Below are 12,987 nucleotides of genomic sequence, written 5' to 3'. Positions count from 1 at the left end.
TCCATGGGCAGAATTTTAATCGTAGTAGCAGCTTTCTGTATCGGGATTGCTTTGTCCTCACTGATGGTGGTGAATGAAGGCGAACGCGCTATTGTGGCGCGTTTCGGTGAAGTGTTGAAAGATAACGTTGATGGCAAGATGGTGACCCGCGTCTATGGTCCTGGCTTGCATATCAAGATCCCGATGATTGACAAGATCCGTTATCTGGATGCCCGCATTCAGACACTGGATGGTGCTGCAGACCGTTTTGTCACTTCCGAGAAGAAAGATTTGATGGTCGATTCGTATGTGAAGTGGCGTATTAAGGATTTCGAAAAATACTATCTGGCAACAAACGGTGGTATTAAATCCAACGCTGAAGCACTGTTACAACGCAAGATCAACAGTGATTTGCGTACTGAATTCGGTAAACGCACCATCAAAGAGATCGTATCGGGTGTGAGTGAAGATGCCAGCCGTCAGGGTGAAGGAAGTACCCGTGATGAATTGCAGCGTCAGGCATTGGAAAATGCCGCGAAGAGTGCAGAAGATCTTGGTATCGAAGTTGTTGACGTCAGGGTAAAACAGATCAATTTGCCAGCTAACGTCAGTAACAGCATCTACCAGCGTATGCGTGCTGAACGTCAGGCGGTAGCCAAAGAACATCGTGCTCGTGGTAAGGAAGAAGCCGAAAAAATCCGCGCTCGTACCGATGCTAACGTTGTTGTGACTTTGTCAAATGCACGGCGTCAGGCGCAAGTCGTTCGCGGGGAAGGTGATGCCGTCGCCGCTAAAATCTATGCGGATGCTTATCAGAAAGATCCGGAATTCTACCGCTTCCTGCGTAGCCTTGATGCTTATCGAGCCAGTTTCAATAACAAGTCTGACATTATGGTGTTAGCGCCCGATAGCGATTTCTTCAAATATATGAAGAAAGAGAGCAACTAAGCGATAACGTATAAAAAGCCCGGCTAATGCCGGGTTTTTTATTGCCTTAACTGGCGCATCCGTTATGACATGTACCGTAAGATAATAAAGTGGTGCAGATGTTCGATTGCTTAAGCTGTCGACAATGAAGTATTTTCCATGATCTGCTTCTTTTTTTTTTTTATAATGCGGCGCAGGTTTTGTCCCTGTATGGTAGTCAGCATTGGCAACCCACAACAATAATCCCATGCCAAGCAGTTCTGGAGATAAAGGATGAGTGACGCAGCAGATAATAGTCGGCGTAGATTTCTGGCAATCACAACTGCTGCCGTCGGTGGTGCCGGTGTTGTTGCCGCGTCGATACCGTTTATCAAATCCTGGAATCCAACATTAAGGGTGAAAGCCGCAGGGTTGCCGGTAGAAGTCAATATCAGCAAGTTGGAGCCGGGACAGATGATTCGAGTGGAATGGCGAGGCAAGCCGATCTGGGTCGTGCGCCGCACAACAGCGATGTCGCAGAATTTAAACAGCCATAATGACAAGTTACGCGATCCTCATTCGCTAGAACCGCAACAACCTGATTACGCAACAAATGCCACCCGTTCAATCAAGCCGGATATTTTTATTGCAGTCGGGATCTGTACCCACCTAGGTTGCTCGCCAACATATGTCCGTGACGACTTTTCCCGGGAAATAGAAGGTGTGGATTCTGGCTTTTTATGCCCCTGTCACGGCTCAGGATTCGATATGGCAGGACGTGTTTTTCAGGGACAGCCCGCACCATTGAATCTGGTGATCCCCCCTCATCGTTATCTGGATGATGAGCGAGTGCTTATCGGTGTTGATCAGGAAGCAAGCTGATGAGCAGATTATTACAATGGATTGATGAAAGATTACCCGTTAGCGCCACTTATAAACGGCATATTGGGCAATATCCGGCACCGAAGAATTTCAATTTCTGGTATCTGTTTGGCGCGTTGTCATTGTTGGTGTTGTTTAACCAATTGCTTACCGGTATCTGGCTGACCATGAGTTACGTGCCGACCGTAGAAGGTGCGTTTGCCTCCATTGAATATATTATGCGCGATGTGCAATATGGATGGTTGCTGCGTTATATGCATTCTACCGGTGCATCCGCATTCTTTTTTGTGGTTTACCTGCACATGTTCCGTAGCCTGATGTACGGCTCTTATCAAAAGCCGAGAGAATTGCTGTGGTTTTTTGGTATGGTGATCTTTCTGGTACTAATGATGGAAGCCTTTATGGGCTACCTGTTGCCCTGGGGACAGATGTCATATTGGGGGGCTCAAGTCATTATTTCGCTGTTCGGTGCAATTCCCGTTATCGGCGATGATTTAGCACTGTGGGTGCGGGGAGACTATGTCGTGTCCGGTGCCACACTTAATCGCTTTTTCGCGTTACACGCGATTGCGTTACCGCTGATTATGGTGGTATTAGTCTTTCTGCATTTAATTGCGCTGCACGAAGTCGGTTCGAACAATCCCGATGGTGTGGAGATTAAGAAATTCAAAGATGAGAATGGCTGGCCGTTAGATGGCATTCCGTTTCATCCCTATTATACCGTTAAAGACCTGGTGGGCGTTGCTGGCTTTCTACTGGTCTTTTGTTACCTGATTTTTTTCATGCCGCAAGGTGGAGGCTTATTGCTAGAAGGGCCCAATTTTGAAGCGGCTGATCCGTTAAAAACGCCCGATCATATTACTCCCGTTTGGTATTTTACGCCGTTTTACGCGATGTTGCGGGCAATCCCCGACAAGTTAGGCGGGATGGTGGTAATGGCGATGGCGGTGGTCATGCTATTCATTATGCCTTGGCTCGATCGGTGTAAGGTTAAATCTGTGCGTTACCGTAGCCGTTGGCACAAAATCAATTTGCTGCAATTTGCTTGCTGTTTTGTGGCATTAGGCATCATCGGCTTACAACCGGAAACGCTATTTTTGAAACTGCTGGCCCGGATATTAACAGTGGGCTATTTTGGCTTTTTCATTGCGCTGTGGTTTTATAGTAAACGCGAGAAAACCAAGCCTGTGCCAGATAGGGTGACCTTCAAATGAGAGCCATATTACTCGCGTTTTTGATACTGTTGCCAACATGTGTTTGGGCAACTGATGGCATTCCGCCATTGCCGATAGATTTAGGCAGTCGAGATGTTTCCTCGCTTCAGCGTGGCTTTAAGGCATTCCAACAATATTGTTCTGGCTGCCACAGTACCCATTATCAACGCTATAACCAGGTGGCGAACGATCTGCAGTTATCAGACGCACAGATGTCGGATGCTATCCTCACCGATGCCAAGTCTTTCGAGTTAATGGAAAATGCGATGTCGAAAAAGGATGCCGCGCGTTGGTTTGGTGTTGCGCCACCCGATTTAACCTTAGTGGTAAGAGTCAGAGGCGAAGCCTGGGTCTACCGTTTTCTGCAGGGTTTCTATCGGGATCCGCAGCGGCCTTTTGGGGTTAATAATCTACAGTACCCGTACGTGGCAATGCCCCATGTGTTGCAGGATCTTCAAGGATTGGCTGAGCCGATATTGGAAACGGAAACCATCAATGGCAAAGCAAGACAACAAGTGGTGGGGGTGTCATCGCCCACAGGGGGACAGTTGTCAGCGACAGAGTATGATCGCTTGGTGACCGACCTGATAAACTATTTAGCTTATTCCGCGGAACCGATGAAAACCCAACGTCAGCAGATTGGCATTTGGGTATTGGGCTTTTTGGTTATCTTTCTATTTCTGGCGTGGTTACTTAAGAAAGAGTATTGGAAAGATGTACACTAACGGCAGTTACAAGGTAGAATATATCATCCGCATAATGTAAACGGGGGGCTTAGCCCCTCGTTTACATTTGTTTTTTCTGAATCTGGAGGGTATCAATGGCTGTCGCTGCCAATAAACGCTCTATTATGACCCTGTTTTCTGGGGCTGACGATCTCTATAGCCATCAAGTTCGCATTGTATTGGCTGAAAAAGGGGTGACAGTGGATGTTTTGCAGGTTGACCCTAATGATCTGCCTGAAGATTTACTCGAACTCAATCCCTATAATTCTGTGCCTACCTTGGTAGACCGTGAGTTGGTGCTGTATGAAAGCCGTATCATCATGGAATATCTGGATGAGCGCTTTCCGCATCCACCATTGATGCCGGTATATCCGGTATCTCGTGGACAAACTCGTCTGATGATGCACCGTATTGAGCGTGACTGGTATAGTCTGGTAGATCGCATCCGTAAGGGTGAGCGTGCAGAAGATGCCCGTAAAGAGCTGCTGGAAAGCATCCTGTCGATTGCGCCGGTATTTGCTGAAATGCCTTTCTTTATGAGTGAAGAATTTGGCTTGGCAGATTGTTACCTTGGTCCTTTACTGTGGCGCTTGCCAGCATTGGGAATCGAGCTGGAAGGCAAGACTGCAAAAGATATCAAAGCATATATGACTCGTGTGTTTGAACGGGATTCGTTTAAGGCATCATTAACTGAAGCCGAACGCGAAATGCGTATGGGCCTGTAATGAAAGAGTTAACTCCCAGTCGCCCCTATCTGTTGCGGGCGTATTATGAATGGTTGATGGACAACCATCTGACGCCTCATGTGGTAGTGGACGCCAATATTCCGGGAACTGAAGTTCCTTTACAGTATGTCAAAGATGGTCAGATCGTACTGAATATAGCTGCGTCAGCGGTGGGAAATTTGCAGATGACTAACGATGTTGTGGAATTTCACGCCCGTTTTGGTGGCGTGCCACAGCAAGTTGTCTTACCCATGGCATCAATTGTCGCAATTTATGCTCGAGAAAATGGTGCCGGTACTGTATTTGATATGGAAGATGCCTATCTCTTGGAAGATGGCGAAGAGTCATTCCTGAATGTGGTCGATGATTCTCCGTCTGAAACTGATGAGAAGGATACTGCCACCTCAACATCCATCAGTGATAAGCCAAAGAGTAAACCGCATTTGACCTTGGTCAAATAAGCAGGTAGATATAAGAAAAGGCCAGTCTTAGTGACTGGCTTTTTAATGAGCATTGATGCCTGCTGATGAGCGTTACAAGGGTCATACTCCTGACCAATAATACTTTACTCATCAGTTGGAAAGCATACTCTATTAAAATTAACTTAAATTTGATGCAGGAGCCGTAATGGGGCGTCCAAAAATTCCCCGCAGAATATGTGGAAGACCAGCAGATTCATGCTTTAAACCTAATGGAATTCCTATGACTGAGTTAGCCAAGGTTTATCTGGGGTCGGATGAATTTGAGGCGTTACGACTCGTGGACTTTCAAGGGATGCAACAACAGGAAGCCGCCCAGGAAATGGGCGTTTCACGACAGACACTGGCGAATCTGGTTAAGTCCGCCCGATTTAAAATGGCCGATTGTCTTATGCATGGTAAGGCGCTCATGATGGCGTCAGACTCCTCGGATAAATCTACCGATTAACTGTACATTCCCACAGAAGAGCTTATTATTGGCTTATGCCAATAATGATACATGCCGCATGTCTATAAGAATGTCTCCAGCTCTACCTTAAAGCGCAATGTAATTAAGCTGCTCAGTTTAACGGGTAAAAACGGTACTCTTCTCCTTTCGCGTGCAGCTTGCTTCTCCACGACATTTATCGCGGTTTTTGATGAAAAGGGTTGCATTCAGTCCATAAGTTTATTCTTATAGAAGCTAGTTTAACGCTGCCGATGACGACTTCCCTGAACGGCTCTGGTTGGTTTTTTCAATGAAGTCAAAGCGAGTGTTGCAACCTGAATCGTTTCTATTGGCATGGATACTTAGGCGTTTTATTTGCTATCGAACCCAATATATCGAAATTAACTTACTGGATAGTAATAACAGGAGTGAGTATGACCAAGATCGTCATTGTCGGTGGAGTGGCCGGTGGGGCTTCTGCAGCGGCGCGAGCCCGGCGGATGTCGGAAACCGCTCAGATTATCATGCTTGAACGGGGGGAATTTGTCTCGTTTGCGAATTGTGGCTTACCGTATCACATTGGTGGCGATATTGCGTCCAGGGATGCTTTGCTATTGCAAACCCCTGAAAGTTTTAAAAAACGTTTCAATGTTGACGTCAGAATTTTCAATGAAGTGCTTTCCGTTGATGCCGTAACTAAAAAACTGCAGGTTAAAAATGTACTCACAGGGCAAACGTACGAAGAAAGCTATGACAAGTTGTTATTGAGTCCGGGGGCGTCCCCAATCAAGCCTCCCATTCCTGGTATCAATAATCCCCATGTTTTTACGCTACGTAATATCGCCGATATGGACGCAATTATTGCGGCGCTTGTGGCACATAAACCACAACATGCCACTGTGGTCGGTGGTGGTTTTATCGGTTTAGAAATGGTTGAGGCGCTGCATCAACGAGGTGTTCGCACAACGTTGTTGGAGCTTGCTCCGCAGGTGATGGCACCGGTTGACCCTGAAATGGCTAACCTGCTTCACCGAGAATTGCTTAACAAAGGGGTCGATCTGCGTCTGAACACTGGACTGACTGCCGTGGAAAGTCTCGACAGTTTGCCCGCAGAACCAGAAGCAGTTGATGCTTATGATCAACCGACACCCCATCACGCGTTGTTGAGCCTGTCTCTGTCATCGGCACAACCGTTGGCAACGGATATGGTCATTATGGCCGTAGGTGTTAAGCCTGATGTTGCCCTTGCCAATGGCGCAGGTATCGCCTTGGGCGAACGTGGGGGTATCAAAGTCGATAGCGGTATGTGTACCTCTGATCCAGACATATATACTGTTGGCGATGCGGTGGAGACTCCTGATTTCGTTACCGGTAACCCGACATTAGTGCCACTGGCTGGCCCCGCAAATCGTCAGGGTCGCATTGCAGCAGACAATATGTTGGGACTGGATAAGCAGTACCATCGTACTCAAGGAACCGCTATCTGTAAGTTGTTTGATTTAGCCATTGCCAGCACGGGGTTGAATGAGAAAACACTGAAACGCTTGCAATTGCCGTATCAGAAAGTCTACGTCCATACTGCCAGCCATGCCGGCTATTACCCTGGGGCGCATCCGGTAACATTGAAATTATTGTTCGATCCTGACAATGGCAAGATTCTTGGGGCACAGGCTGCGGGCATGGATGGCATAGATAAGCGTATTGATGTGTTGGCTGTAGCTCAGCGAGCCGGGATGACTGTCCGAGATTTGCAGGATCTGGAGCTGACTTATGCTCCACCTTTTGGCTCAGCGCGCGATGTAGTGAATCAAGCCGGCATGGTAGCAACCAATGTGCTCGATGGTGATGAACATGTTTGCCATTCTGAAGACGTGGCGCAACCAACGGCTGATCAACTAGTGCTGGATGTGCGTAATCCACCAGAGCTGGTGAACGTCGGAGCATTTCCTGCGGCGGTGAATATTCCGGTTGACCAGTTGCGTCAACGAATGAATGAATTGCCGAAAGATAAAGAAATATTAGTGGCTTGTCAGGTCGGTTTGCGTGGACATGTGGCTTATCGCATGTTGCAGCAAAATGGTTTTAATGTCCGTAACCTCAGCGGCGGTTATAAAACCTTTCAGATGACTATGGCAAAATTCTAAGTGGACAATGAAAAAGAGCGGTCAAGCCGCTCTTTTTTATGCCGCTAACCTTGGGTGCGCATAAAGCTGATAAAGTCAGTAGCTTTCACTATCAACAAATATCGGCCACGATAGGTTTGCGAGTAGATAGCGCCTTTAAGCAATGCATCAGAAGGGTGATTGATAGGGCATATCACAATTGTCTGAGGATGTGCTTCTAGCCAGCTCAGTCGTTCTGGATAATCGCCCTGCAAATCAATAATGGGCTGATACAGCTTGCCAGCAAACTGAAATTGATTGTCATATTTATCCCAAAATACCAGCGTATTGCCTTGATCCTGAAGTATTTTAACTTCCTTTGCCGCTTGAGTTATGTCATAGGACTGGTGCAACGGGAGTTTGACCGTCATCAGTAAACTGGTAATTAATACCGGAAACACCAGAAAACGCACGTATAACGTCAGTTGTTCCTGCCGGAATTTAACTAGCGACACTGCTACCATCAACAGTGGTGCAATAGCCACCCAGGTATACACGTGAGGTTGCTGAATATTTTTGAAAATGTGCGATGCCCAGTAAGGTAATGAAATAATCGCCGCGGCAATTAGGGCGCTGGCAGCAGCTAACAGGTAGCTGCGACCAAACTTGTTTGGTTGCACCTTTCCAGCCACATATAACGCAATAATTGGCATCAGTGGACAAAGATAGTGGATCTGTTTACCGCTGATCAGGCTGAAACACCCAATGATCAGTGCAATGTAAATCAGCAGCGCTTTGTCTTTGGCGACGGTCACTTTAAACAGACTACTTTTCCAGACCCCCCCCAACAGCGGTAATGGCAGCAACAGTATGGGTAACAAATATAAATACCAATATATTGGACGTGCATGGGCAAAGGCCGATACCATCCGGCCAGTGGTCTGTTTCCAGATCAATTCATTTTCATAAGCGCCACCACCCGCAATAACGGCGGGGATCACCCAACACGCTAACAGCAACAAGCCGATTAAGATTGCCAGTCCACAGCCTTTAGCAAAACGCTTGGATTCAATACTGTTTTCCGCTTGCCACCATCGTCTGAGCAACATGAAAGGAACCGCATAGAGCAGCATTACCGGTCCCTTTGCCAGTAATCCCATACCGATAGCAAAACCCGCTAATGCCAGCGCCTTTTTGCTGCCACTTTCACTGAATTCCAAGCAGCTCAGTATCCACAGCAACACAAAGATACTTAACAGCAGATCAAACATGATGGTCGGCAGATAAAAACACCAGCCTCCCAAAGCCAACAAGATCACCGGGGCAAAGCGCGCCGCGGTCTCGGAGGATGGATAATACTTTTTGGCCAGCAAATGCAGCAGCCAGAAATTAATGCAAGCCGCTAAGGGGACCGATAACCGGGCAGGCCATTCGCTAACGCCAAACAGCGCCCACGCAAGATTAATTAGCCAAAACAACAGCGGTGGTTTATGGGCATAGGTTTCGCCGTTTTGGTGTGGTACTAGCCAGTTATGATCTCGCCACATTTCCCAGGCGACAGAGACATAGCGAGTTTCATCGACTGGCATCAGCGGTCGTAACCACAGATGTGCCGCAATTAAACCTAATGCCGCGAGTAAGGTGCACCAAAGAAAAGCGGTCGAAGAGATATGACCCACTGAAGTAGGTGCAGGAGTGAGGCGGTTATTCATACCGTTAAAAACTTATACCTATTGATTCTAAGCGACTGATAGTGACTGCCAATTATTAATAATTTATTAACGGTATCAAGTCTCTCTGGTTTATCGCTGACCATTGGTCACAATCTGCGTGTCAGAAAGATTTATATCAACTAATCGCAAGTATTATTAAAAAATATATAAATATGTTGTTTCATTTACAAATGTTTACTCATAAAAATATTTAATCTATTAAATTATGTTTATTTTTAATACTATTTTAATAGTTGAAAAACTCTTGATGAATAACACAACATCATGATTAACAATGACTATTTATAATTTTTTTCTGATTTAGGAAATATCTAACTAGATTTTCTAAAAATTCTCCAAAATATAAGTGTCAATATTGTAAGAATATGTAATTGATCAATAACTAAAAGTTAACAATCAATTTAATTAATGTTACGTTCGTTCTGTTAGCTTGCCTAACGCCTCTATCGAGCCGCCGTACTGTCATCAGACAGATGCTCTTAAAACATTATAAAAACAATATAAATCAATACATTGTGTTGAATATATTGATTCGGAGAATGGAGAACATTTATGTTTAGGAAAAACATAATTGCGACGACAATTCGATATGCATTGATGTTGGGATACGTAACCTCAGTGTATGCAGTTGCCGCCGATCAGGGTGATGCAGAAACATCTAAAAAGATCGAACGACCTGTTTTAAAGGAAGATGTTCAGGCCAAAACAGCGACACTGGAAGATGAAGAGAATATTGAAAAGCTCATCGTCACTGGTACTCGAATTCGTAAAGCAGAATTTTCCCAAGCATCACCAGTTCAGGTGATCGACGGGGATATTTCGCGAGATTTGGGGATGTTTGATGCGACCTCAATGTTGCAGACTACCAGTCAGGCTTCTGGGGTACAGATAGACAATACCTTTGGTGGATATGTCACAGATAATGGTCCTGGGTCGTCAACTATCGGTTTCCGAGGTCTTGGTGCCGAACGTACACTGGTGATGATCAATGGTCGCCGTATGGCTCCCGCTGGGGTCGGTGGGGCGCCTACTGCTCCCGATCTTAATTTGATCCCTGGGGTGATGATCCAGCGTATTGAAAACCTCTTTGATGGTGCATCGACTATCTATGGTTCAGATGCTGTTGCCGGTGTTGCCAACGTTATTCTGAAGAAAGACGTTGAAGGTTTTGATTTCACTGCGGGTTATGCCCAACCAAAAGGTGATGGCGGTGAAGAGTATGTTTTGTCTGGTATGTGGGGTAAAACCTTTGATAATGGTTTTGTCACTGTCGGTGCTGAATACCATGACCAGAAAGCTATGTCATATGCTGGCAATGATTTTACTAATGGTTGCGAAGAGCGTATTTGGGAAACTCAAGACGGTCGCAGAATTACCCGTGCCAGTGGTTATGGGCCAACGGCGCGTGGCGACGTGGATACTTGTGAAATTTATCCTCTGACTAACCGGGTACAGTTTGATAACTTCTTTGGCAGTCTGTATTACACCCCAGGGTATACCAACGTGGGGGTTCCAAATTTCTCAGAGAGTAACGTCCCTACCGCTTATGCAGGCTATCTGCCTACTTGGATAATGGCTGACTCAAATGGCGATGGTATTCCAGATCGGGCAATTGTAGATGGCAATGGCGATGGCTATACCGACGTTGACTTCGAAGATCCGTTATATGCTTATCAGCAGTCTGATTACTATAAATCAGGTGATTATAAGAGTCGTAATAAGCGTTTTTCAATCATGCTGAATGGCGAATATAACCTCCAGGATGATAGCAATACCACGATTTACTACGAAGGCTTGTATGCCAAGCGTAAATCGCCACAGTTCGGCCCAGGTGCGCAGATTTTTGAATGGGTGCCAGACACTAACCCATACAACCCTTGTGGTACCAATGGTATTAACTGTATGAATGCGGTTGGGGTGGATTGGGGCCCAGTGTGGGCGCGACCCATCATTAATATCCGGGGCGATCGTGACCGCTCAGATGTTGAAGTCTCGCAGTATCGCACCGTATTGGGCGCCACTGGTGACCTGAAACTACTGGATAATATCGGTTTAGAAAACTGGTATTACGATGCTTATGTTTCTTACAGTGCCTCTAAAGGTACTAACAATATGACCGGGATCAGTGAAGAACGCTTGCTGAATTCATTGTATACCAGTGTGTTGAATGATGATGGTTCAATCACTTGTGGCGATGGATCTGATGGATGTGTGCCAGTAAATCTGTTTGCAGATAACATTTATCAGGCGGGTGGAGGTACGCTGACCGATGCGGAATATAATTACCTGATGGTTGACCGTCGCATGGAAACTAAGGTTAACCAGACCGTTGTTAACGGTTACATTGGCGGTGATTTATTCCAGTTGCCTTGGAATAACGAAGGTGTTGCCTCTATTTTTGGTGTGGAATGGCGTCGTGATGAAATTACTTCCAATCCCAATGATGTCGCAGCGGATGGCCTGTTGTGGGGCTTCTATTCAGATGCTGGTGCTGACGGTTCACGTATCCTGCGTGAAGCGTTCACCGAACTGGAGTTCCCTTTGGTGAAAGGTGTTCCTGGCGTAGAGGAACTGACCTTTACCGCATCAGGGCGTATCTCTAAGGAAACTTATTACAGTGCGGCCAAAACCTACAGCTTAAAAGCGGTATACCGTCCTGTTGAATGGTTGACTATTCGAGGAACCAAAGGTACATCTTACCGAGCGCCTAACTTACGTGAGCACTTCCTTAATGGACAGTCTGGTTTCAACACTGTGACCGACCCCTGTGTGGTACCTGCTGATGCTCGGGTGGCCGATCCATTAAATCCTAATACTCCAGCTACTTACGACGCATCACTTGATGAGCGTGATCCAGCCGTATTAGAGCGTTGTTATGCCGCTGGTGTTGACCCAACAACCTTAGGCTTAGGCCAAAACGGCGAAAACTCCTTCAGTAGCTCCTATAGCGTAGAAGCCGCCAGTGGTGGTAGTGAAGAGTTGGATCCAGAAACTTCTGTGGCCAAAACTTACGGGATTGTGTTTGAACAGCCATTTACCGATGCTTTTGAGCTGACATTGTCTGCAACTCGCTTTGATATTGAAGTGACTAGCAGTATTGCAGAGCCTTCTGCCAGTTACAGTATTGGCCAATGTTATTCCTCTAATGGTAATGCCGCATTTTGTGATCGTTTGACTCGTGGCGATGATGGTACCTTGTCATTGATTGACACCAGCTTCATCAATATTGGTCTGATTACGTCTAAAGGTTTTGACTTCAACCTCTTCTATAAGCAGGACTTGGTGCTGTTCCAGAACAGTATGGAAGTCACCTTGGACATGACCGCCACCAAGATGACCGATGCCACTTATGACGTTCTGGGTACTGTTAACGACTATGTCGGTGAGCCAGCTTATCCAGAATGGCGTGGTAATGCGTTATTGAGCATTAAGTACAACGACTTCTTCCTGAACTGGCAAACACGCTTTATCGGTAAAGGACGTGAAGACGATGAGTATCAATACGACTTTGAGGCTAATACCGTTGGTTGTACCGGTATGTACAACGATGATGGTTCACCACTGTTGTGCCGTCCATTAGGTTATACCACCAACTACTGGGTACACAGCATGTCAGTTGGTTACGAGTGGGATAACTACTCAGTTAACTTGGGGGTTCGTAACGTATTTAACAAACGTCCACCGAAAGTTGATGGTTATGTCACTTCGGCCAATACCAACATTCCTTTAGGTGTCGGTTATGCTGAACCACGTACGATGTTCCTGAACGTAAGCGCTAAATTCTAACTTGGCGTGAAGTATCAAAATGGCCCCTA

Annotated in this window: 11 protein-coding genes; 9 read left to right on the top strand and 2 right to left on the bottom strand. The window is 46.2% G+C overall.

Features of this window, described 5'->3' with window-relative positions; genetic code table 11:
- Positions 1-3 precede the first annotated feature (3 nt).
- Entirely contained in the window at positions 4-927 is a 924-nt protein-coding gene (hflC, locus tag KDN34_RS14460; protein ID WP_212594417.1) for a protease modulator HflC, read from the top strand.
- Here the strand turns inward: hflC and KDN34_RS14455 are convergent.
- The gene (locus tag KDN34_RS14455; RefSeq protein WP_212594416.1) at positions 877-1,155 is read right to left on the bottom strand and encodes a hypothetical protein; all 279 of its coding nucleotides are present in this window, start codon (positions 1,153-1,155) and stop codon (positions 877-879) included. The genes hflC and KDN34_RS14455 overlap by 51 nt on opposite strands.
- Before the next feature lie 24 nt (positions 1,156-1,179).
- Between KDN34_RS14455 and petA the strand changes: the two genes are divergently transcribed.
- The 7 genes from petA (at position 1,180) to KDN34_RS14420 (ending at position 7,481) form a co-directional block, all read left to right on the top strand.
- The gene (gene petA / locus KDN34_RS14450) at positions 1,180-1,767 is read left to right on the top strand and encodes a ubiquinol-cytochrome c reductase iron-sulfur subunit (protein ID WP_212594415.1); all 588 of its coding nucleotides are present in this window, start codon (positions 1,180-1,182) and stop codon (positions 1,765-1,767) included.
- Positions 1,767-2,981 (top strand): cytochrome b, encoded by a 1,215-nt coding sequence (locus tag KDN34_RS14445; RefSeq protein ID WP_407695773.1) that lies wholly within the window; start codon positions 1,767-1,769, stop codon positions 2,979-2,981. The genes petA and KDN34_RS14445 overlap by 1 nt, the downstream gene beginning before the upstream one ends.
- Positions 2,978-3,706 (top strand): cytochrome c1, encoded by a 729-nt coding sequence (locus KDN34_RS14440; protein WP_212594414.1) that lies wholly within the window; start codon positions 2,978-2,980, stop codon positions 3,704-3,706. The genes KDN34_RS14445 and KDN34_RS14440 overlap by 4 nt, the downstream gene beginning before the upstream one ends.
- A 95-nt stretch (positions 3,707-3,801) precedes the next feature.
- Positions 3,802-4,431: a stringent starvation protein SspA gene (gene sspA, locus KDN34_RS14435; protein ID WP_212594413.1), complete on the top strand. Its 630-nt coding sequence runs from the start codon at positions 3,802-3,804 to the stop codon at positions 4,429-4,431.
- Positions 4,431-4,892 (top strand): ClpXP protease specificity-enhancing factor, encoded by a 462-nt coding sequence (locus KDN34_RS14430; RefSeq protein WP_212594412.1) that lies wholly within the window; start codon positions 4,431-4,433, stop codon positions 4,890-4,892. Before sspA ends, KDN34_RS14430 begins: the two co-directional genes overlap by 1 nt.
- Before the next feature lie 166 nt (positions 4,893-5,058).
- Complete coding sequence (locus KDN34_RS14425; protein WP_212594411.1) at positions 5,059-5,358, top strand: DUF134 domain-containing protein; 300 nt, start codon at positions 5,059-5,061, stop codon at positions 5,356-5,358.
- A 413-nt stretch (positions 5,359-5,771) separates the two neighbouring features.
- A complete protein-coding gene (locus KDN34_RS14420) occupies positions 5,772-7,481 on the top strand; it encodes an FAD-dependent oxidoreductase (RefSeq protein ID WP_212594410.1) in 1,710 nt (569 codons plus the stop codon).
- A gap of 44 nt (positions 7,482-7,525) precedes the next feature.
- Here KDN34_RS14420 and KDN34_RS14415 read toward each other — a convergent pair whose 3' ends face one another.
- Positions 7,526-9,151: an ArnT family glycosyltransferase gene (locus KDN34_RS14415; RefSeq protein ID WP_212594409.1), complete on the bottom strand. Its 1,626-nt coding sequence runs from the start codon at positions 9,149-9,151 to the stop codon at positions 7,526-7,528.
- A gap of 573 nt (positions 9,152-9,724) precedes the next feature.
- Here KDN34_RS14415 and KDN34_RS14410 point away from each other — a divergent pair.
- Complete coding sequence (locus tag KDN34_RS14410; RefSeq protein WP_212594408.1) at positions 9,725-12,958, top strand: TonB-dependent receptor domain-containing protein; 3,234 nt, start codon at positions 9,725-9,727, stop codon at positions 12,956-12,958.
- Positions 12,959-12,987 lie beyond the last annotated feature (29 nt).

It is taken from the genome of Shewanella yunxiaonensis (genome assembly GCF_018223345.1).
Classification (GTDB): Bacteria; Pseudomonadota; Gammaproteobacteria; order Enterobacterales; family Shewanellaceae; genus Shewanella; species Shewanella yunxiaonensis.
The sequence above is the reverse complement of the archived record's forward strand: the minus strand, read 5'-3'. Positions and strand labels throughout refer to the sequence as shown.

Coding starts and splice junctions, on each gene's coding strand:
- hflC (WP_212594417.1), top strand. CDS start 4: ATGGGCAGAATTTTAATCGTAGTAGCAGCTTTCTGTATCGGGATTGCT.
- KDN34_RS14455 (WP_212594416.1), bottom strand. CDS start 1,155: ATGGGATTATTGTTGTGGGTTGCCAATGCTGACTACCATACAGGGACA.
- petA (WP_212594415.1), top strand. CDS start 1,180: ATGAGTGACGCAGCAGATAATAGTCGGCGTAGATTTCTGGCAATCACA.
- KDN34_RS14445 (WP_407695773.1), top strand. CDS start 1,767: ATGAGCAGATTATTACAATGGATTGATGAAAGATTACCCGTTAGCGCC.
- KDN34_RS14440 (WP_212594414.1), top strand. CDS start 2,978: ATGAGAGCCATATTACTCGCGTTTTTGATACTGTTGCCAACATGTGTT.
- sspA (WP_212594413.1), top strand. CDS start 3,802: ATGGCTGTCGCTGCCAATAAACGCTCTATTATGACCCTGTTTTCTGGG.
- KDN34_RS14430 (WP_212594412.1), top strand. CDS start 4,431: ATGAAAGAGTTAACTCCCAGTCGCCCCTATCTGTTGCGGGCGTATTAT.
- KDN34_RS14425 (WP_212594411.1), top strand. CDS start 5,059: ATGGGGCGTCCAAAAATTCCCCGCAGAATATGTGGAAGACCAGCAGAT.
- KDN34_RS14420 (WP_212594410.1), top strand. CDS start 5,772: ATGACCAAGATCGTCATTGTCGGTGGAGTGGCCGGTGGGGCTTCTGCA.
- KDN34_RS14415 (WP_212594409.1), bottom strand. CDS start 9,151: ATGAATAACCGCCTCACTCCTGCACCTACTTCAGTGGGTCATATCTCT.
- KDN34_RS14410 (WP_212594408.1), top strand. CDS start 9,725: ATGTTTAGGAAAAACATAATTGCGACGACAATTCGATATGCATTGATG.